The sequence below is a fragment of the Bifidobacterium porcinum genome, assembly GCF_055378475.1.
The window spans coordinates 1,883,405-1,901,836 of sequence record NZ_AP029603.1 but is presented as its reverse complement, the minus strand read 5'-3'; the positions used below and the strand labels follow the sequence as shown (position 1 = coordinate 1,901,836).

Genomic DNA, 18,432 nt, shown 5'->3' with positions numbered 1-18,432 from the left:
CTGGAGAGTGGACGCGAGCGGACCGCGTGGCCGCCCCTGTGGGGGTGGCTGGTCGTGGTCTGCTTGTACTGATGTATTTCGACCGGGTCCCCTTTGTTGGGGGTCTGGTTGTTTGTTTGATCGTTTTGTGATCGCAGAGTGTTGATGATCTGTCGTCCGGTGTTCGTTTGGTCTTGCGGGTTCCCCGTGTGTGGGGTTGCCTGCAAGGGCGTATGGTGGATGCCTTGGCAGACGGGACCGATGAAAGACGTGGCGGGCAGCGATATGCCTCGGGGAGCCGCCGAGCTGGCTTTGATCCGAGGGTTTCTGAATGGGGTGACCCGGCAGCCGTCATGGGCTGTCACCGCAGTTTTTGCGGGGGGTACGCAGGGAAGTGAAACATCTCAGTACCTGCAGGAAAGGATATTCCGTGAGTAGTGGCGAGCGAAAGCGGACCAGGCCAAACCTTGCGCGTGTGATACCCGTCGGGGGTTGCGCGTGGGGTGTTGCGGGCCTGTGTGTCCGGTCTCCGACGGGGCCGGGCCGAGTGATAAAACGACGTGTGAGGCGAGCAGGATTGAATGCCTGGCCGTAGAGGGTGATGGCCCCGTAGCCGTATGCGTGTCGTCTCGGTATCACAGTTTGCCCAAGTAGCACGGGCCTCGTGGAATCCCGTGTGAATCAGCCCCGACCGTGGGGTGAGCCTAAGTATTCCCGTCTGACCGATAGTGTACCAGTACCGTGAGGGAAAGGTGAAAAGCACCCCGGGAGGGGAGTGAAAGAGTTCCTGAAACCGTGCGCCTACGATCCGTCGGAGCCTTCTTTGTGGGGTGACGGCGTGCCTATCGAAAAATGAGTCTGCGAGTCAGTGGCATGTGGCGTGCATAAGCCGTGTGGCGTATGCGTAGCGAAGGCGAGTCTTAAAAGGCGTTTGTCGCGTGTCCTGGACCCGAAGCGGGATGATCTAGCCCTGGGCAGGTTGAAGCGTGGGTAAGACCGCGTGGAGGACCGCACCCACCTGGGTTGAAAACCGGGGGGATGACCTGGGGCTAGGGGTGAAAGGCCAATCAAATTCCGTGATAGCTGGTTCTCTCCGAAATGCATTTAGGTGCAGCGTCGCGTGTCGCCTCCGGGGGGTAGAGCTACCGGATGCTTGAGGGCCCGGTTCGGGTACCGACAGCAGCCGAACTCCGAATACCCGTGAGGTGTGGCGCGGCAGTGAGTCGGCGGGGGATAAGCTCCGTCGTCGAGAGGGAGACAGCCCAGAGCGTCGTTTAAGGTCCCGAAGCGTGTGCTAAGTGGGAAAGGATGTGGGGCCGCATAGACAGCCAGGAGGTTGGCTCAGAAGCAGCCATCCTTGAAAGAGTGCGTAACAGCTCACTGGTCTAGTGGTCCCGCGCCGACAATGTAGCGGGGCTCAAGCACACCACCGAAGACGCGCCAGCAGGTTTCCTGCTGGGTAGGAGAGCGTCCCCCATGGGGCGAAGCGGCCGCGTGAGCGTGTCGTGGACCGTGGGGGAGTGAGAATGCAGACATGAGTAGCGAGAGACGGGTGAGGATCCCGTCCGCTGGATGACCAAGGGTTCCGGGGCCACGTTCGTCGTCCCCGGGTCAGTCGGGTCCTAAGGCGAGGCCGACAGGCGTAGTCGAATGGATGAACGGGTTGATATTCCCGTACCGGCTGGGGACCGTCAAAGCCGAAGCGCGTGTGCTAACCTCCGCTTCCCGTGGAAGCGCCTTTCGGGGCGTGGACGCGGGTGGTGTTGGGATCCCGCGTGTGGTAGGCCGACGCAGGAGTGACGCAGTCAGGTAGCCGGCCGCGGAGGTGGTTTTCCGTGGTCAAGCGTGCAGGCCGTCCCGCAGGCAAATCCGCGGGGCATAAGGCCGAGGCGTGATGATGGGCCCCCTAGGGGGCGAATCCGGTGATCCCTTCTGCCGAGAAAAGCTTCGGCGCCAGGGCCCCATGCCGCCCGTACCCGAAACCGACACTGGTGGTCTGGTAGAGTATACCAAGGCGATCGAGCGAATCCTGGTCAAGGAACTCGGCAAACCACTCCCGTGCCTTCGGTATAAGGGAGACCCCTTGGGGTGATGCGCCTCGCGCGTTGAGCCTTGGGGGGTGGCACAGGCCAGGGGGTAGCGACTGTTTACCAAAAACACAGGTGCATGCGAAGGCGCAAGCCGCTGTATATGCACTGACGCCTGCCCGGTGCCGGAAGGTTAAGAGGATCCGTCAGCCCTTTGGGGTGAAGCGGTGAATTCAAGCCCCGGTAAACGGCGGTGGTAACTATAACCATCCTAAGGTAGCGAAATTCCTTGTCGGGCAAGTTCCGACCTGCACGAATGGCGTAACGACTTCCCCGCTGTCTCGACCAGGAGCTCGGCGAAATTGCAGTACGAGTAAAGATGCTCGTTAAGCGCAGAAGGACGAAAAGACCCCGGGACCTTTACTATACCTTGGTATTGTCGTCAGGTCTGGATTGTGTAGCATAGGCGGGAGGCTGTGAGCCGCGGGCGCCAGCCCGCGGGGAGCCGGAAGGTGAAATACCGCTCTGTCCACACCTGGCGTCTAACCTCGAAGAGTCATCCTCTTCAGGGACAGTGCCTGGCGGGTAGTTCAACTGGGGCGGTTGCCTCCCAAAGAGTAACGGAGGCGCTCAAAGGTCCCCTCAGCCCGGTTGGCAACCGGGTGTCGAGTGCAATCGCACAAGGGGGCTTGACTGCGAGACCGGCGGGTCGAGCAGGGACGAAAGTCGGAGATAGTGATCCGGTGCCGGCGCACGGGCGCGGCATCGCTCAACGGATAAAAGGTACCCCGGGGATAACAGGCTGATCATTCCCAAGAGTCCATATCGACGGGATGGTTTGGCACCTCGATGTCGGCTCGTCGCATCCTGGGGCTGGAGCAGGTCCCAAGGGTTCGGCTGTTCGCCGATCAAAGCGGCACGCGAGCTGGGTTCAGAACGTCGTGAGACAGTTTGGTCTCTATCCTCTGCGCTCGTTGGAATCCTGAGGAGGCCTGCCCATAGTACGAGAGGACCTGGGTGGACGAACCTCTGGTATGCCGGTCGTCACGCCAGTGGCGCGGCCGGTTGGCTACGTTCGGGAGGGATAACCGCTGAAAGCATCTAAGCGGGAAGCCTGCTCCGAGATCAGGATTCCGTGACCCCCTTGGGGGTCTGGAGACTCCATGCAGAACACGTGGTTGATAGGCCGGACGTGGAAGCCCCGCGAGGGGTGGAGCCGACCGGTACTAACAGTCGAACGGCAACACCACACGATCACCCCGTCAGGGGTGGCAAGAACAAGCATCACCCGGACGACAGGGAGACACCCTGCACGTCACATGGATCATTCCTTCAGTCGCGTCCACTATCCGGTCCCCAACCCACCACGATCCCCCAAGGGAACACGTGGAGACACGATCCCGTGGGATGTATAACACAAGATTTGCGGCGGCCATGGCCCAGGGGAGACGCCCGGACCCATTCCGAACCCGGAAGCTAAGACCTGGCACGGCGATGGTACTGCACCCGGAAGGGTGTGGGAGAGTAGCACGCCGCCGCACCAACACTCCACGAAGGGGGAGGGACGCAACACACGCCCCTCCCCCTCCTTTTATACCCACTCACCCACATAAGGTATTGACTGTTCATGCACCTTGGCGTGACCATCTGACCAGCATCCAGTCTTACTGCATGGAATTTCAACATCAACGTCCGCTCTTCCCATCTGGATACACCCTTTCGCCATCCTCTTTACCGCTCATCGCCATGTTACGAGTTCCATCTCGCATCCCACTTCTTAAACCTCAAATCTCAAATCATCGTTTCCACCGTGTCACCTGCATATGATGTGAAGTATATGTTTACAGGTCACGGCTTAGCTGAGGAGAATGCTATGGTTCCGGTGAAGTATGAATCACCGTATGACGGTGTCGACCGTGGTACAGATGTGTATCGTGTGATGGATCTCGACCTTGATGGTGTCTGTGCAGATTACACGGAAGCCATGCGTCAGTGGCTTGTTCATGCTGGCCGTATGGCTGCTGATACGTATCCTGATATGACGCGTTATGACATGACATCAGCAACCGGCTGGCCTTTCCAATCGGTCGAAGAGTACAAACAGGCTCACCGAGAAGCGGAGGCGAATCACCTCTATGCGACGATGCCCGTCATTCAAGGTGCACCTGAAGCCTTGCGGCGTCTCGCTGATGAGCACGTATACATCAGAGTCGTTACCCATCGGTTGTTCGTCTCCGGGCAGCATCAGATCGTCGTGTCAGATACAGCCAAATGGCTTGACGATAACCATATCCCTTACATGTCCTTATGCTTCACCGGTCTCAAGGACACCATGCACGCGACCATCCACATTGATGACTCGCCTGCAAATATTCTTGCACTTCGTCAAGCCGGCGAGCATGTCGTCGTGTTCGACCAGCCTTACAACCGGCAGCTGGATGGTCCACGTCTGTCCGCATGGGACGAAACCAGCGTTCCCAAGCTGATGGCATGGATGGATCAGTGGTGCGATGATAGCGGCAAGTGAGAGGGGCAGCATGACAGAAGTATCAGTCAACGTTGACGACCAAGACAACGTATTCGTGGCATACGTGCGTTCCACGCATCCGATGATGTGTGCGTCGTCGATTGTGCAGGGAGACCATTGGCGCATCGGGATCCTGACTGAATCGCTGATTCGTTTCGAATGGTCCGATTCAGGTGAATTCGAGGACAATCCCACGCAGATGGTTGTCAGCCGTGATTTCGGCACCCAACCGCGGTTCACGGTGACGCATCGCAACGGATTGCTCATCATTGACACCCCGGCCCTGTACATTACATATGATGGCAAACCGTTCAGCAAAGAAGGGCTGAGCGTGGTCATCAAAGGTATGGCGGACACCCAGTTCAACACTTGGCACTACGGAGACGAACCGAAGCATAATCTCAAGGGCACCGCGCGTACGCTTGATGAGGCCGATGGCGAGATCGCGCTGGGAGACGGGGTGATTTCGCGAGACGGCTGGGCGGTGATCGACGATTCCGCGGCGAATGTGATCGTGCTGACGGATGAGGTGAACGGCAAGCCGAATCCTCTCGGTGCTTGGATCATGCCTCGAGACCACCAGGAAACCGACCTGTACTTCTTCGGCTATGGTCGACGCTACAGCGAGGCGGTGCGGGACTTCTACCGGCTCGCCGGGCCGACGCCGCTGCTGCCGCGTTTTGCGCTCGGCAACTGGTGGAGCCGGTATTACCGGTACACCCAGGACGAGTATCTTGAGCTCATGGACCGCTTCAAGCGCGAAGGCATCCCGTTCACCACATCGGTGATTGATATGGACTGGCATCGTGTTGACGACATCGATCCGAAATACGGCTCCGGCTGGACCGGATATTCGTGGAACAGACAACTGTTCCCCGACCACAAGGCATTACTGCATGATCTGCACCGGCGCGGACTCAAAGTCACGCTGAATGTGCATCCTCGAGACGGTGTACGTGCGTTTGAAGATGATTACCGGCAAGTGGCCAAGCGGGTCGGCATTGATCCCGCGACCGAAGAAGCGGTGGAATTCGACCTGACAAATCCGGATTTCGTGAGCGCGTACCTTGACATGCATCATCGGCTGGAAGCCGAAGGCGTTGATTTCTGGTGGCTCGACTGGCAGCAGGGCGGTGTGACCCGTCAGCCTGGGCTTGACCCGTTGTGGGCGCTGAACCACTTGCACTATCTGGATTCTGGCCGTGGCCATGGCTGGCCGCTGACTTTCTCGCGTTATGCGGGCCCGGGGTCGCATCGGTACCCGGTCGGATTCTCCGGGGATACCGTCGTGACTTGGAAATCATTGCAATTCCAGCCGTATTTCACCGCGACCGCATCGAATATCGGTTACGGATGGTGGAGCCACGATATCGGCGGGCATATGTGCGGATACCGGGACGAGCACTTGGAGGCGCGCTGGTACCAGCTCGGCGCTTTCAGCCCAATCAATCGTCTGCATTCCAGCAACTCGCAGTTCATGGGCAAAGAGCCTTGGAATTTCTCCGCTGATGTCCGGCATGCCATGGTGGACGCTCTGCGGTTGCGTCACATGATGTTGCCGTACCTGTACACCATGAACTACCGGGCGGCGTTCGAAGGCATGCCGCTCGTCGAACCGATGTATTGGGCCGACCCGAATAATCCGCAGGCATATGAAGTCCCGGATGAATTCCGTTTCGGCACGCAGCTGCTGGTTGCGCCGATTGTCTCGGATGATGACGATTCCGCCCGACTCGGTCGCGCCGACGCATGGTTGCCGCAGGGCGAATGGTATGACTTTTTCGATGGCCGCCGCTACGGTTCTTCCAATCCGTCCGGGCGACGGTTGGAAGTATGGCGCGCCATCAATCGCATTCCTGTGTTTGCCCAGGCGGGAGGCATCGTGCCGTTGCAGGAGCTCGGCGATGGCGATGCCGTCAACGATCTGGACAATCCGCAATCCCTGCGAGTACTGGTGTTCCCCGGCGCGAATGGCCGCTTCGCGATGATTGAGGATGATGGGGTCTTCGTGCCGTCTGCGCAATCCGCGCAAATCGGCGAATCAGACATCCACACCGCAACTACCCGCATGTCCTTCAATTGGAGGGATGCCGGCCGTACGGACGCTGACGGTGACGGCAGCTCGCTGTTCACGGTCGCTCCGGTTGAAGGCAAGACCGACGCAGTCCCGTCACAGCGCGACTGGACGATGGTGTTCCGCGGTGTCGCTGACGTCAATCCCGTCGATATCGGCGTCAATATCGACGACACCCCCTGCGACGGTGTGGAAACCTCTTATGATGCGCGTACACTGAGCCTGTCGGTCACCGTACGTCAGGTGCCGTCTTCCGCGGTTTTGAACGTCGCGATCAGGGGAGGCTTGCACATCGCGGACAATCCGGTTGAACACGATGCGCTCAATGTGCTCATGCACGCGCAAATGCCGTATGGCTCCAAGGAACATGCGATGCGGGCGATATATGAGCAAGGCGTACGTGCGATTGGCGCGTTGCGCACCTTCAAGACGGCACCCAGCTTCGGGGATGGATTATTCGCGGCGAACGGAATGCCTGATGCGGTGATTGGCGCGTTGACAGAGATTCTCCTACGCGACTGATCCGTCCGAGGTTGACGCGGTCCGGATTGACGCGGCGGCCGTGGAGCCGGACATGCGCACACCGTTCGCCTTCCGGCGGCACCCGTGGTTAGGATGAATCAAGTGGCAGGGAATTCATCGAATCATGGGCGTGAACAAGGCAAGTTGCCGGTGCCGGTTGCGGTATCTGATACCGCGCCGGCATCCGCAGCTGCCACGGCACCTCGTCGCGCAACCGCTGACGCACAATACCGGCGTATGACGGGCGCCCCGGTACGCGGCCTCATTCTTGCATTGTGCCTTCCCGCGGTCATCTCGAACCTGGTCACCACCGCCTATAATCTCGCGGATACATATTTCATCGGGCGGCTGGGCACATCCCAGTCCGGCGCAATCGGCATCGCCTATTCGGTGATGACTGTATTCCAAGCCTTCGGGTTCTTCTTCGGCAATGGCTCCGGCAATTCGATGAGCCGGGAACTGGGAAAACGAAACAACGAGCGTGCCGCGCGTCTGTTAGCGGTCGGTTTCTGCGGAGCTGTCCTTGGCGGACTCGCATTGGCGATTCTCGGTTTGTCCACATTGCCGCATCTGGTGGTTGTACTTGGCTCGACTCCGACCATCTCGCCATACGCCATCGCCTATCTCACGCCGATTCTCATCGCAGCGCCCATGGTATGCGGATCGTTCGCGCTCAACGGCCTGCTGCGGTACCAAGGACTGTCCCTGTACGGCATGATCGGCCTGGTCAGCGGCGCATTGTTGAATTTCATCGTCGCGCCGCTGCTGATTTTCGTTGCGGGGCTTGGTATCGCCGGTGCCGGCATCGCCACCGCGGTATGCCAGACCATCAGTTTCATCATTCTGGTCACGTTCGCCGTCCGTCGCGGTGTCGTCAGACTCGACCTGCGCAACGGCAAGCCGGACATGCTGCTGGTGCGTGAAATCATCGGTGGTGGCATGCCGTCGCTGTTGCGGCAAGGCGCGGGTTCGCTCGCGACCACATGCGTGAACTTAGCGGCCAACCCCTTCGGCGACGCGGTCATCGCCGCAATGGCGATTGTCATGCGCATCATGCTTGCCATCAACTCGATCATTATCGGCCTGGGGCAAGGTTTCCAACCGGTGTGCGGGTACAATTACGGCGCCGGGCTGTACCGACGCGTCAAAGAAGGATACTGGTTCTGCGTGCGGCTGTCCACGATAGCCCTGGTGATTATTGCGGTTGCCGTCGCGGTGCTTGCCCCCGATATCATCGGATTGTTCCGGTCTGACCCACAAGTGATCGCCGTCGGCACAGTGGCGTTGTGGATGCAGTGCTGCACGGTGCCGCTCAACGGGTTCGCGATGATGTCCAATATGATGCAGCAGACCATAGGCAAGACGGTGATCGCGTCATTCGTAGCGGTTTGCCGGCTCGGATTGTTCCTCGCTCCGGCGGCTCTCATTCTCGCGCATTGCTTCGGTGTGCCGGGTGTTCAGATGGCGCAATCGGTCTCTGACATCATTTCCTTCATCGTGACCGTGCCGTTGCAGGTGCATATTCTGCGTTCGCTGGGCAAACCGCGCAGCACAGTGTAACTCATTCGTCGAGTGGTGTGATAATGTGGCCGCTGTCATCGTGTGGCATGGTGTCATTCGCCGAATGATGGCATCGAAAAGCGCGGGTTGCATGTCCAGCGGTTTGGGCGCGGTGCGGCTTGCAGACTATCGCCTTGTGCGCGTCGGCGTAACAGCTGTGGCAATGGCGGCTTGTATCATGTGGGATATGAGAATCGCACGTTTCACCAAAGACGATAAGACCCCACAATACGCCTTCGTGCAGAAGGATGAGCAGGATGGCAAGGATTACCTCGTAGTGCTCAGCGGCTACCCGTTTGGCGCCCAGCCGGTGGAGCCGACCGGCGAACGGTTCCCGCTCGATACGGACGGCTTGCGTCTGCTCGCCCCGGTCATCCCGTCAAAGATTTACGGCCTGGCGAAAAATTATGAAGCGCACGCCCAGTTCATGCACGAGACCGGGCACAGCGATATCGCGCACGCCCCGGAAAACATGGTGATCTTCTCGAAGCCGAGCACTTCCGTGATTGGCCCTGACGACCCTATTGTCATTCCGCCGTTCTCGCATGATATGAATTTCGAGCCGGAAGTTGCGGTGATCATCGGCCGAATCGCGAAGAATGTGCCGGTCGAGAAGGCCATGGATTACGTGCTCGGTTTCACGTGCGTCAACGATGTGACCTTGCGTGACCTGCAGGGCGCCGACCCAATGTGGACGCGCGCGAAAGGCTTCGACACCGCGTGCCCGCTCGGACCGTGGATCCAGACCGATCTGAATTGGAAGGACGCGAAGATCTCCTTCACACTCAACGGCAAGGACGTGCCGGAGGCCAGCGGCACGACCGCGAAGCTGGTTCACGGCATCCCTGAGCAGATCGCCGCGATTTCCAGCTTTTCCACACTGCTGCCCGGCGATGTGATCATGACTGGCACCCCGAATGCGTCCGGCAGCCTCAAACCGGGTGACGAGCCGGTCGTCCACGTGGAGGGTATCGGCAGCCTGCGCAACGTCGTCGTGCAGGGCTGACTGTCTGGTCGGTGGGTTGCTCAATCGGCAGCCGACATTGGAATGAACCTCATCTGAACTTGCCACTTACTTGCCACTTGCTGGTAAGTAAGTGGCAAGTTCAGTTTGGCAACCGGTATCCCGGTGTATCCCGGCGCATTGCGCCGGTACTTGCCGGCAATATGGCGGAATCACACGGTGAGTTCGATTTGGTTGCCTTCGAGGGCAACGATGCAGCTTTCGTAGTAGCCGTCGCCAGTGGTGCGCGGGCCGCTCAGCACCTCGTATCCATCGGCCTTGAGACGCGCGGTGAGCTCGTCCACGGCCTGTGCGCTGCCAAGGCTGAAGGCGACATGCGCGTAGCCGGTGCGTGCGAAGGGCTTCGGTCGGTCCTCCATACCGGGGCGTGTCATGATCTCAAGCCGCGTATCCCCGTCGAAACTCAGGAAGTACGAGCGGAAATCCGTGGTTGGATTATGGTATTCGTCGTTCGATGTAGCACTGAGATAGGTGATGAAGAAGTCCCTCGCAGCCTCGAGGTCGTTGACATATAGTGCCACGTGGTTGATATTCGCGATGTCTGCACTCATAAGGCCTCCTCGTTCGATTTGAGTGTTTGTGCTCGGTGTCCGTTCGTGTAGGGTGCGGCCGCTGCTACTTATGGTACGGCTCGTGGGCGTTGATCTTGAAGGCGCGGTAGACCTGCTCGAGCAGGATCACGCGCATGAGCTGATGCGGGAAAGTCATGGGGGAGAAGCTGAGCTTCCAGTCGGCGCGTGAGAGGATTTCGGGCGCCAGCCCGAGCGAGCCGCCGATGATGAACTGGATGTGGCTGGCGCCGTGCAGTGCGAGGTCGTCAAGTTTCTCGGCGAACCGCTCCGAGCCGAGCATCTGCCCGTCGATGGCGAGGGCGATCACATACGCGCCGTCCTTGATATGTTTCGCGATGCGCTCGCCTTCCTTGCGCTTGATGAGCTCGTCGGTGCCGGGCGTCGCATGTTCAGGCGTCTTCTCGTCGGCCACTTCGATGATGCTCAGCTTGCAGAAGCGCGACAGGCGTTTCGAGTATTCGTCAATCGCGTCGCGCAGATACCGTTCCTTGATGCGGCCGGGGGCGATGATATCGATGTTCATGGGGTGCGTGTCCTTCCGTCAACCAGTGCCATCGTAGCGGTGACGGGTTCCAAGATGCAGAAGCGGCCGGGTATGGATCCGCCTGTTGGCCCGAAATATCAAGGAAAATACAAAACTTGAGTCAACTAGGCTCAAGTTTGGAATAATCGACGGGGAAATCGGTTGTATACAGCAGACACAGACAACGAAGCGCCCACGGGTGAAGCCGCCCAAGGGCCGCGAATGGAGGAACCATGCAAGCACAATTCACCAATATGGCCCAGGAAGCCATCAGTGACGCCGTGCAGAGCGCGTCCGCCGCAGGCAACGCCCAAGTCGAAACGTTGCACCTGCTCGACGCACTGCTTCGCCAGCAGAACGGCGTCGTCCCCAGCCTCGTCAAAGCGGCCGGCGGAGATATCAAAGCCATCGGCGCGGCCGTACGCAACGGGTTGGTCAACCTGCCGAGCGCCAGCGGCTCAAGCACCACGCAGGCGCAACCCAGCCGCCAGCTCGAAGCGGCGCTCGTCCAAGCCGAACAGGAAATGAAGCAGCTCGGGGATGATTTCATCTCCACCGAACACCTGCTCATCGCCATCGCCGCAAGCAAACCGAACAAGTCCGCGGACATCCTCGAAGCCAACGGAGTGACCGCGGAATCCCTGCGCAAAGTGTTGCCGCAGATTCGAGGTGGCGCCCACGTGACCAGCGCGGACGCGGAAGGCAATTACAAGGCTCTCGAAAAGTATTCGACCGACCTGACCGCCGCCGCGAAGGAAGGCAAGCTCGACCCGGTGATCGGCCGCGACCAGGAGATCCGCCGTGTCATCCAGATCCTGTCCCGCCGCACCAAGAACAACCCGGTGCTGATCGGCGAGCCTGGCGTCGGCAAAACCGCCGTTGTCGAAGGCCTCGCCCAGCGTATCGTCGCCGGGGATGTGCCGAGCACGCTGCGCAACAAGAAACTCATCAGCCTCGACCTGGGTTCCATGGTCGCCGGGTCGAAATACCGCGGCGAATTCGAGGAACGCCTCAAGGCCGTGCTCAACGAGATCAAGAACGCGAACGGGCAGATCATCACCTTCATCGACGAGATTCACACCATCGTCGGAGCCGGCGCGGCAGAAGGCTCGATGGACGCGGGCAACATGCTCAAGCCGATGCTTGCGCGCGGCGAACTGCGGCTGATCGGCGCCACGACGCTTGACGAATACCGCGAGAACATCGAAAAGGACCCGGCACTTGAACGCCGCTTCCAGCAAGTGTTCGTCGGTGAACCGAGCGTCGAGGACACCATTGCGATCCTGCGCGGTATCGCGCCCAAGTACGAGGCCCACCACAAGGTGACCATCGGCGATGATGCGCTCGTGGCCGCAGCCCAGCTGTCCAACAGGTACATCAGCGGGCGTCAGCTGCCGGACAAGGCCATCGATCTGGTCGATGAGGCGGCTGCACACCTGCGTATGGAACTCGATTCCTCGCCTGAGGAAATCGATGAGCTCAAGCGCCAAGTGGACCGGCTAAAGATGGAACGCGCCTACCTGCTGGGCAACCCGAAGAACGAGAAAGCCGAGCAGAAGAAGGCGGACGCGCTCGACGAGAAGTCCCGCGAACGCCTCGCCGACCTCGACAAAGAGCTCGCCGACAAGACCGAGAAGCTCAACGGTCTCAACGCCCGTTGGAATATGGAGAAAAGCGGACACAACAAGGTCGGCGACCTGCGCAAGAAGCTCGACGAGCTGCAAGTGGAAGCCGAACGTTGCGAACGCGACGGCGACTATGCGAAGGCCTCCGAAATCAGGTACGGTGAGATTCCGCACATCCAGAAGGAAATCGCCGCCGCCGAGCAGGAGGAACGCGATGCCAAGGAAACCGGCGCCGAGGAGACCCCGATGGTCCCCGACAAGGTCGATGCGGATTCCATCGCGCAGATTGTGTCTGAATGGACCGGCATTCCTGTCGGCCGCCTGATGCAAGGCGAGAACGAGAAGCTCCTGCACATGGAGGAGTACCTCGGCAAGCGCGTCATCGGTCAGAAAGACGCCATCCGTGCGGTTTCCGACGCGGTGCGTCGTTCGCGTGCCGGCATCTCCGACCCGAACCGCCCGACCGGATCGTTCCTGTTCCTTGGCCCCACCGGCGTGGGCAAGACCGAGCTCGCCAAGGCGCTCGCCGACTTCCTGTTCGACGACGAGAAGGCCATGGTACGTATCGATATGAGCGAGTACATGGAGAAAGCCTCCGTGTCCCGCCTGATCGGTGCCGCCCCGGGCTATGTCGGCTACGAGGAAGGCGGCCAGCTGACTGAGGCCGTGCGTCGGCGCCCCTACTCAGTGGTGCTGTTCGACGAGGTCGAGAAGGCGAATCCGGAAGTCTTTGACCTGTTGCTGCAGGTGCTGGACGATGGTCGCCTGACAGATGGCCAAGGCAGAACCGTGGACTTCAAGAACACGATTCTGATCATGACCTCGAACCTCGGTTCGCAATTCCTGGTGCAGCCTGACCTGGATGAGGAAGCCAAGCAGAAGGCCGTGATGGATGCCGTGCATGCACACTTCAAGCCGGAATTCATCAACCGCCTTGACGAGCTGGTCATCTTCCACCCGTTGACTCGTCAGGAGCTCGGCAGCATCGTCGATTTGCAGGTGCGTCAGGTGGCCGCGCGGCTTACCGAACGCCGGATTTCGCTGCAGGTCACGGATGCGGCTCGCGATTGGCTCGCCAACACCGGGTACGATCCGGCGTACGGCGCTCGCCCGCTGCGCAGGCTCGTTCAGACCGAGGTCGGCGATCAGCTGGCGCGTCTGCTGCTTGCCGGAAAGGTGCATGACGGTGACACCGTGCTCGTTGACCAGACCGGTGGCGAACACCTCGAACTCACTGACATGCCTGAGGATCCGCTGTCCGGCGTGACCGTCGAAGGTGTGCAGGAAGACAAGTGACGGTTGCTTGAACTCAAACGGCCGCCCGCCCAAGCTCTGATGTGGCTTGGGCGGGCGGCCGTTTTTCGTGTTGCGGGGCTGTCGGCGTCAGCAGAAGAGGCTGGGACCTTACTGCTCGAGGAACAGCTCTGGCGCCTTGCTGAAGTTCGCGGCGCAATGCTCGCCGCAGAAGTAGTACGTCGTGCCGTTGTGGGTGCGGGTGATCGCCTCATCATTCACGGCGACGCTCATGCCGCATACCGGGTCGGTCGCGGTGTTGCCGTCGCCGGGGGTCGCTTCGGCCATCTGACCCATATGATGCATGTGGCTCATGTCCATGGTGTGCTCCTTGCTCTTGGTGTTGGAATTGTTGGCATTGCTGATGTCGGGGGCGCTGGTGGCGCTGCGGCCGGCGTCCGACGGCTGATTCATCGTGGTGTGCTCGTCGATGATGATGGTGGGTGCTGCTGTCGGCGTGCCGGTGTCAGCGAGGCCGGCGGTCAGGCCGTCACCGATGCGCGCATGCCGCAACCGGTTCGCGTTGAGCACCAGGCATACGCTGGACAGTGCCATCGCAAGTCCTGCAATCATTGGGCTGAGCAGCCATCCGGTGAAGGGGTAGAGCACACCTGCCGCGATCGGGATGCCGATGACGTTGTATCCGAAGGCCCATGCATAGTTCTCACGGATATTGCGCATGGTCGCGTTCGACAGGTTGATGAGTTTCAACACGCCGCGCAAATCGCCGCTCATCAGCGTGACATCCGCCGACTGCATGGCCACATCCGTGCCGGTGCCGATGGCGATGCCAAGATCGGCCTGCGCCAAGGCAGGGGCGTCGTTGATGCCGTCGCCGACCATCGCAATCAATTCGTCGTTGCGCTTGTCGGCATCACGCTGCGCCTGCAGGCGTTCAATCCAATACGCCTTGCCGTCTGGCCGAACCTGTGCGATAACCGTATCGATGCCGACTTGCTTGGCGATTTGGCCGGCGACCTCGGCTTTGTCACCGCTGAGCATGATGGTGCGCACACCGGCCTTGCGCAAGGCCGCAATCGCCTGCTGTGAACCGGGTTTGACGGTGTCCGACGTGTATGACGGGTGGTCCGGGTCGGCTCCTGCGTCGACGGTCCCTCGGGTGATGGTGCCAGTTTTATCGAAGACCACGGTCCTGATATTGCGAGCCTGTTCCAGCGCTTTCGCTGAGGTGACCAGTACGCCGTTCGTGGCGCCCAGCCCGGTCGCCGCGGTGACGGACAGCGGGGTGGCAAGGCCCAAAGCGCACGGGCACGCGATAATCAGCACGCTGACCGCGGTGACCAACGCGTGGGCAAGTCGCGGTTGTGGGCCGAAAGAAGCCCAGATTGCGAACGTCCAGATGGCGATGATGATGACCGCCGGCACGAACACACGTGCGATCCGGTCGGCCAGTTGCTGTACCGGGGCTTTGGTGGCCTGCGCGCGGGCGACCATCGCGATGATTTGCGCGAGAACGCTATCCCCGCCGACCTGGCTGACGCGGATAACCGCGTTGCCGTTGAGCGCAATGGTCGCGCCGGTGACGGTGCCGCCTGCGCTGCTGTGTACGGACGCGGATTCGCCGGTGATCATCGATTCGTCGATATCCAGCGTGCCGGCGACGACCACACCGTCGGCGGGGATGCGCTCGCCGGCCTTGACGACCACTAGGTCGCCGACCTTGAGTTTGTCGATATCGACGGTGCTTTGATTGGCTGGATCATGCCATGCACGCTCGCCCTGATCTAGGACTGTAGAGCTGATGGTCTGTGCGTTGCGGGGGCGGAGTTTGATCAATGATTGAACCGCCTCACCGGTGCCTTCGCGCGCCTTGCTTTCCAAGAGACGCCCGACGAGCACGAGGGTGATGACCACACCGACCGATTCGAAATACGGCTCGCGCGATCCTGCCGGCAGTGCCGGTCCCGCTACGCAGACAACCAGACTGTAGAGATATGCGGCGGCCGAACCCAGTGATACGAGGGAATTCATGTCGGGAGAGCGGTGGATGAGCGCCGGCCACCCAACCTTATGGATGGGGGCTCCGCAGTAGAACATGACCGGGGTGATGAGCACCGCCTGAAGCCATGGATTGGTCAGCCACGCGGGCATGGAGACATGGCCTCCCATGTAGAGCATGGAGACGATGAACACTGGCAGGGAAAGGATGGTGCCGATGATGACCAGACGGGTGAGCTGGCGGATTTCCTTGCGGCGTTCATCGGCGGCCTTGCGTTCGTTGTCCAGCGCGTCCTTGGCGTTCGACATGGGGGCTGCGGGCTGCGCCCTGCGATGCGTGTCGGCGTGATCTTCGCGGTGGTCTTTGCTGTGGTCTTCGCCGTCATCCTCGACACGGAGCATGCCGTGGACCATATTCATGCCGCACGCGAAGGGGTAATCGCCTGGTGCGAGCGCCGGTAGCTGTACGTCGGTATGCGCGTTGCCGGGCAGCATGGCGTCAAGGCCGAGGTCGGAGAAGACGACGTGCGAGGTGCATTCGCCGGTTTCCTGGCGGTCAAAATGCAGGGTGATCGGCACGCCGGGTTTCATGGTGATCAGCGATGGCTCGTACCCGCCTTTGACGATGATATCGGCGCTTTGCATGCCTTGTTCCTGTTTGGCCGCGGTGCCTTGCCTCTGTGCGAAAAAGAACCGCAACGTCAGCCAGGTCAATATGGCGGCGAGCGCGACCGCGATGACCGCTGTGAATAGGTCGAATCCCATGCGTCCTCCTTGGTTGTCTTCATCGTCGCAGTCGGTGGTGACCGTACTGCGTAGATGGCGGTGTTTTCCCGTCGGCCCGGTGTGTTTGCCGGGCGTGCCGTCCCGTGTTCCGGCGCCGGCTTTACTGCGTATCCGATGTATACCCTGATGGGGTATAATGCGCCATAGTATTCCGCCCTAGGGATAACGACATGCGCAATTGGCGACAGCAAAGGAAAACGGCAGAGATGAACGGATATGCGGAAGATAAGAAGAAGGTCCAGACGAGGATGCGCCGGATTGAGGGGCAGGTCAGGGCGATCGGCCGTATGATCGACGACGACCGGTACTGCATTGATGTGTTGACGCAGATTGCCGCCGTCGAATCGGCGCTGAAATCGGTTGCGATGATGTTGTTGGACGACCATCTGGATCATTGCGTGCGTGAGGCAGTCGAGCAAGGCGGACAGGTGGCTGACGACAAGCTTGACGAGGTGTCGCAGGCCGTGTCGCGGCTGGTGCGGTGAGCCGGCCATGTTTCTCGGCGTTGTGTCGGTGGGGGTGTGCCGGCGGGGTGTGCGCTGCGACGCCCCCCACGTCCATACCTTGCTGTTGACTAGAACATATGTTCGAAAATGTGGTTGAGGTGTTGGCATTGGTCATCGTCGTCGCGATTCTGGGGATCGTGGCTGGTTTTGCGCTGGGCAGAAGCAGAGGGCAGCGTGACGCCCGCGGGGCCAACCGGCAAGAGTTGGATGCGGCTCGCGGCGAGGTGGAGTCCGCGCGTGTACGCATCGGCGAGCTCACGGCGCAGGTGGCGCAATTCCGGGCGCAGGCCGATGGACTGCAAGAGCAGTTGCAATTCGTGAAATCCCAGCTGTCCCAAGCCCAGCAGGCCGAGCAGATTCGCATCCAGCACGAGCGTGAGAAAGCCCAGGCTGAGGAGGAACGCAAACGGCAGGAACAAGCGAAGACCTTGAATGAACAGAGCAAGGTGTTGTCTGCTCTTGCTCCGGTGCAGAAGAATCTTGATGCCCTCCAGCAGAAAGTCGCTGATATCGAAGAAGGGCGCAAGCGTGAGATGGGTGCGCTTGGCGAACAGCTCAAGGGCTTGGGCGACCAGCAGGCGCGGCTTGACAAGGAGACCAGCTCGCTTTCGGCGGCGTTGCGGGACAACAAGGTTCGCGGAGCCTGGGGAGAGGCGCAGCTGCGCAACATTGTGGAATCCGCCGGTCTTCTCGAACATGTCGATTTCGACACGCAGGTTGTGGTCAAGGCTGGGAACGACGCTACCCAGCGCCCGGATATGGTGATCCATCTGCCGGGGAACAAGAGCATCCCGATCGACGCGAAAGTCCCTTACACGGATTACCAGCGCGCGTGCGCGATTCCCGACACTGCATCCCCGGAGGAGCTCGCTCGGCGAGATCAACTGTTGCACGCCCATGCGAAGGCGTTGCGCGAGCATGTCAAAACCTTGGGCAACAAAGCCTACTGGAATGCGTTCGATACCGCTCCGGATTTCGTGATTGCGTTCATCCCGAACGAGTCGCTGCTCCAGGCGGCGTTGCAGACGGATCCGACCTTGCTTGACGATGCGTTCGCGCAGAAAGTCGCGCTGACGTCCCCGGTCACCTTGTGGGCTGTGCTGAAGTCGGTCGCCTATGCGTGGCAGCAGCAGAGTCTGACAGACGATGCCAAAGAGCTGTTCGATCTGTCCCGGGAACTGTACGAGCGTTTCTCGACGCTCGGCGACAAGGCCAACAAGCTTGGGGCGGCCATCACCAGAACGGTCGGTGCATACAACCAATTCGCCTCGTCATTGGAATCCCGCGTATTGGTGACTGCGCGAAAGCTGCAGAAAATCGACCAGAACAAAATCATCGACACTGTTGCCGCCATCGAGCCGGAGAAAGCGGACGTCCGCGAACTGACCGCACCCGAGGTCCAGCCCGACACCAGCGAGAGCTGACGGGGTCGTACGGCAGCGTAGGTACAGTAGC

The 18,432-nt window shown here is 60.3% G+C and carries 10 protein-coding genes and 2 rRNA genes; 9 read left to right on the top strand and 3 right to left on the bottom strand.

The window, feature by feature from the left end; all coding sequences use genetic code 11:
- The first annotated feature begins 192 nt into the window (after positions 1–192).
- The 6 genes from ACZ41G_RS07550 (at position 193) to ACZ41G_RS07525 (ending at position 9,695) form a co-directional block, all read left to right on the top strand.
- A 23S ribosomal RNA gene (locus ACZ41G_RS07550) occupies positions 193–3,256 on the top strand.
- A gap of 174 nt (positions 3,257–3,430) precedes the next feature.
- Positions 3,431–3,547, top strand: a 5S ribosomal RNA gene (gene rrf / locus ACZ41G_RS07545).
- 332 nt (positions 3,548–3,879) lie between these two features.
- The gene (locus ACZ41G_RS07540; protein WP_033506160.1) at positions 3,880–4,533 is read left to right on the top strand and encodes a 5' nucleotidase, NT5C type; all 654 of its coding nucleotides are present in this window, start codon (positions 3,880–3,882) and stop codon (positions 4,531–4,533) included.
- 82 nt (positions 4,534–4,615) lie between these two features.
- On the top strand, positions 4,616–7,129 hold the full coding sequence (locus ACZ41G_RS07535; protein WP_464146270.1) for a glycoside hydrolase family 31 protein: 2,514 nt from the start codon (positions 4,616–4,618) through the stop codon (positions 7,127–7,129).
- Between the two features lie 237 nt (positions 7,130–7,366).
- Positions 7,367–8,689: an MATE family efflux transporter gene (locus ACZ41G_RS07530; RefSeq protein ID WP_033506200.1), complete on the top strand. Its 1,323-nt coding sequence runs from the start codon at positions 7,367–7,369 to the stop codon at positions 8,687–8,689.
- Positions 8,690–8,876: 187 nt separating this feature from the next.
- Positions 8,877–9,695 carry a fumarylacetoacetate hydrolase family protein gene (locus tag ACZ41G_RS07525; protein ID WP_033506197.1) on the top strand — a complete coding sequence of 273 codons (819 nt, stop codon included), beginning with the start codon at positions 8,877–8,879 and terminating at the stop codon, positions 9,693–9,695.
- Between the two features lie 170 nt (positions 9,696–9,865).
- On the opposite strand, the gene ACZ41G_RS07520 is transcribed toward ACZ41G_RS07525, so the two are convergent.
- Together ACZ41G_RS07520 and rlmH are read right to left on the bottom strand one after the other, a co-directional pair.
- On the bottom strand, positions 9,866–10,264 hold the full coding sequence (locus ACZ41G_RS07520) for a VOC family protein (protein ID WP_464145152.1): 399 nt from the start codon (positions 10,262–10,264) through the stop codon (positions 9,866–9,868).
- 64 nt (positions 10,265–10,328) lie between these two features.
- Positions 10,329–10,808, bottom strand: a complete 480-nt coding sequence (gene rlmH, locus ACZ41G_RS07515) for a 23S rRNA (pseudouridine(1915)-N(3))-methyltransferase RlmH (RefSeq protein WP_033506154.1) — start codon at positions 10,806–10,808, stop codon at positions 10,329–10,331.
- A gap of 233 nt (positions 10,809–11,041) precedes the next feature.
- On the opposite strand from rlmH, the gene clpB reads away from it, so the two are divergent.
- Complete coding sequence (clpB, locus tag ACZ41G_RS07510; RefSeq protein ID WP_464145150.1) at positions 11,042–13,729, top strand: ATP-dependent chaperone ClpB; 2,688 nt, start codon at positions 11,042–11,044, stop codon at positions 13,727–13,729.
- A gap of 108 nt (positions 13,730–13,837) precedes the next feature.
- On the opposite strand, the gene ACZ41G_RS07505 is transcribed toward clpB, so the two are convergent.
- A complete protein-coding gene (locus tag ACZ41G_RS07505; RefSeq protein ID WP_464145148.1) occupies positions 13,838–16,450 on the bottom strand; it encodes an HAD-IC family P-type ATPase in 2,613 nt (870 codons plus the stop codon).
- Positions 16,451–16,677: 227 nt separating this feature from the next.
- Here ACZ41G_RS07505 and ACZ41G_RS07500 point away from each other — a divergent pair, with 227 nt between their 5' ends.
- The gene (locus ACZ41G_RS07500) at positions 16,678–16,956 is read left to right on the top strand and encodes a metal-sensitive transcriptional regulator (protein WP_029575721.1); all 279 of its coding nucleotides are present in this window, start codon (positions 16,678–16,680) and stop codon (positions 16,954–16,956) included.
- Between the two features lie 98 nt (positions 16,957–17,054).
- The gene (locus ACZ41G_RS07495; protein WP_464145146.1) at positions 17,055–18,401 is read left to right on the top strand and encodes a DNA recombination protein RmuC; all 1,347 of its coding nucleotides are present in this window, start codon (positions 17,055–17,057) and stop codon (positions 18,399–18,401) included.
- The last annotated feature ends 31 nt before the right edge of the window (positions 18,402–18,432 follow it).

Excerpts from the sequence above, each read along its gene's own strand:
- clpB (WP_464145150.1), top strand. The coding sequence starts at position 11,042 with ATGCAAGCACAATTCACCAATATGGCCCAGGAAGCCATCAGTGACGCC.
- ACZ41G_RS07520 (WP_464145152.1), bottom strand. The coding sequence starts at position 10,264 with ATGAGTGCAGACATCGCGAATATCAACCACGTGGCACTATATGTCAAC.
- ACZ41G_RS07525 (WP_033506197.1), top strand. The coding sequence starts at position 8,877 with ATGAGAATCGCACGTTTCACCAAAGACGATAAGACCCCACAATACGCC.
- ACZ41G_RS07540 (WP_033506160.1), top strand. The coding sequence starts at position 3,880 with ATGGTTCCGGTGAAGTATGAATCACCGTATGACGGTGTCGACCGTGGT.
- ACZ41G_RS07495 (WP_464145146.1), top strand. The coding sequence starts at position 17,055 with ATGTTCGAAAATGTGGTTGAGGTGTTGGCATTGGTCATCGTCGTCGCG.
- ACZ41G_RS07535 (WP_464146270.1), top strand. The coding sequence starts at position 4,616 with ATGATGTGTGCGTCGTCGATTGTGCAGGGAGACCATTGGCGCATCGGG.
- ACZ41G_RS07530 (WP_033506200.1), top strand. The coding sequence starts at position 7,367 with ATGACGGGCGCCCCGGTACGCGGCCTCATTCTTGCATTGTGCCTTCCC.
- ACZ41G_RS07500 (WP_029575721.1), top strand. The coding sequence starts at position 16,678 with ATGAACGGATATGCGGAAGATAAGAAGAAGGTCCAGACGAGGATGCGC.
- ACZ41G_RS07505 (WP_464145148.1), bottom strand. The coding sequence starts at position 16,450 with ATGGGATTCGACCTATTCACAGCGGTCATCGCGGTCGCGCTCGCCGCC.
- rlmH (WP_033506154.1), bottom strand. The coding sequence starts at position 10,808 with ATGAACATCGATATCATCGCCCCCGGCCGCATCAAGGAACGGTATCTG.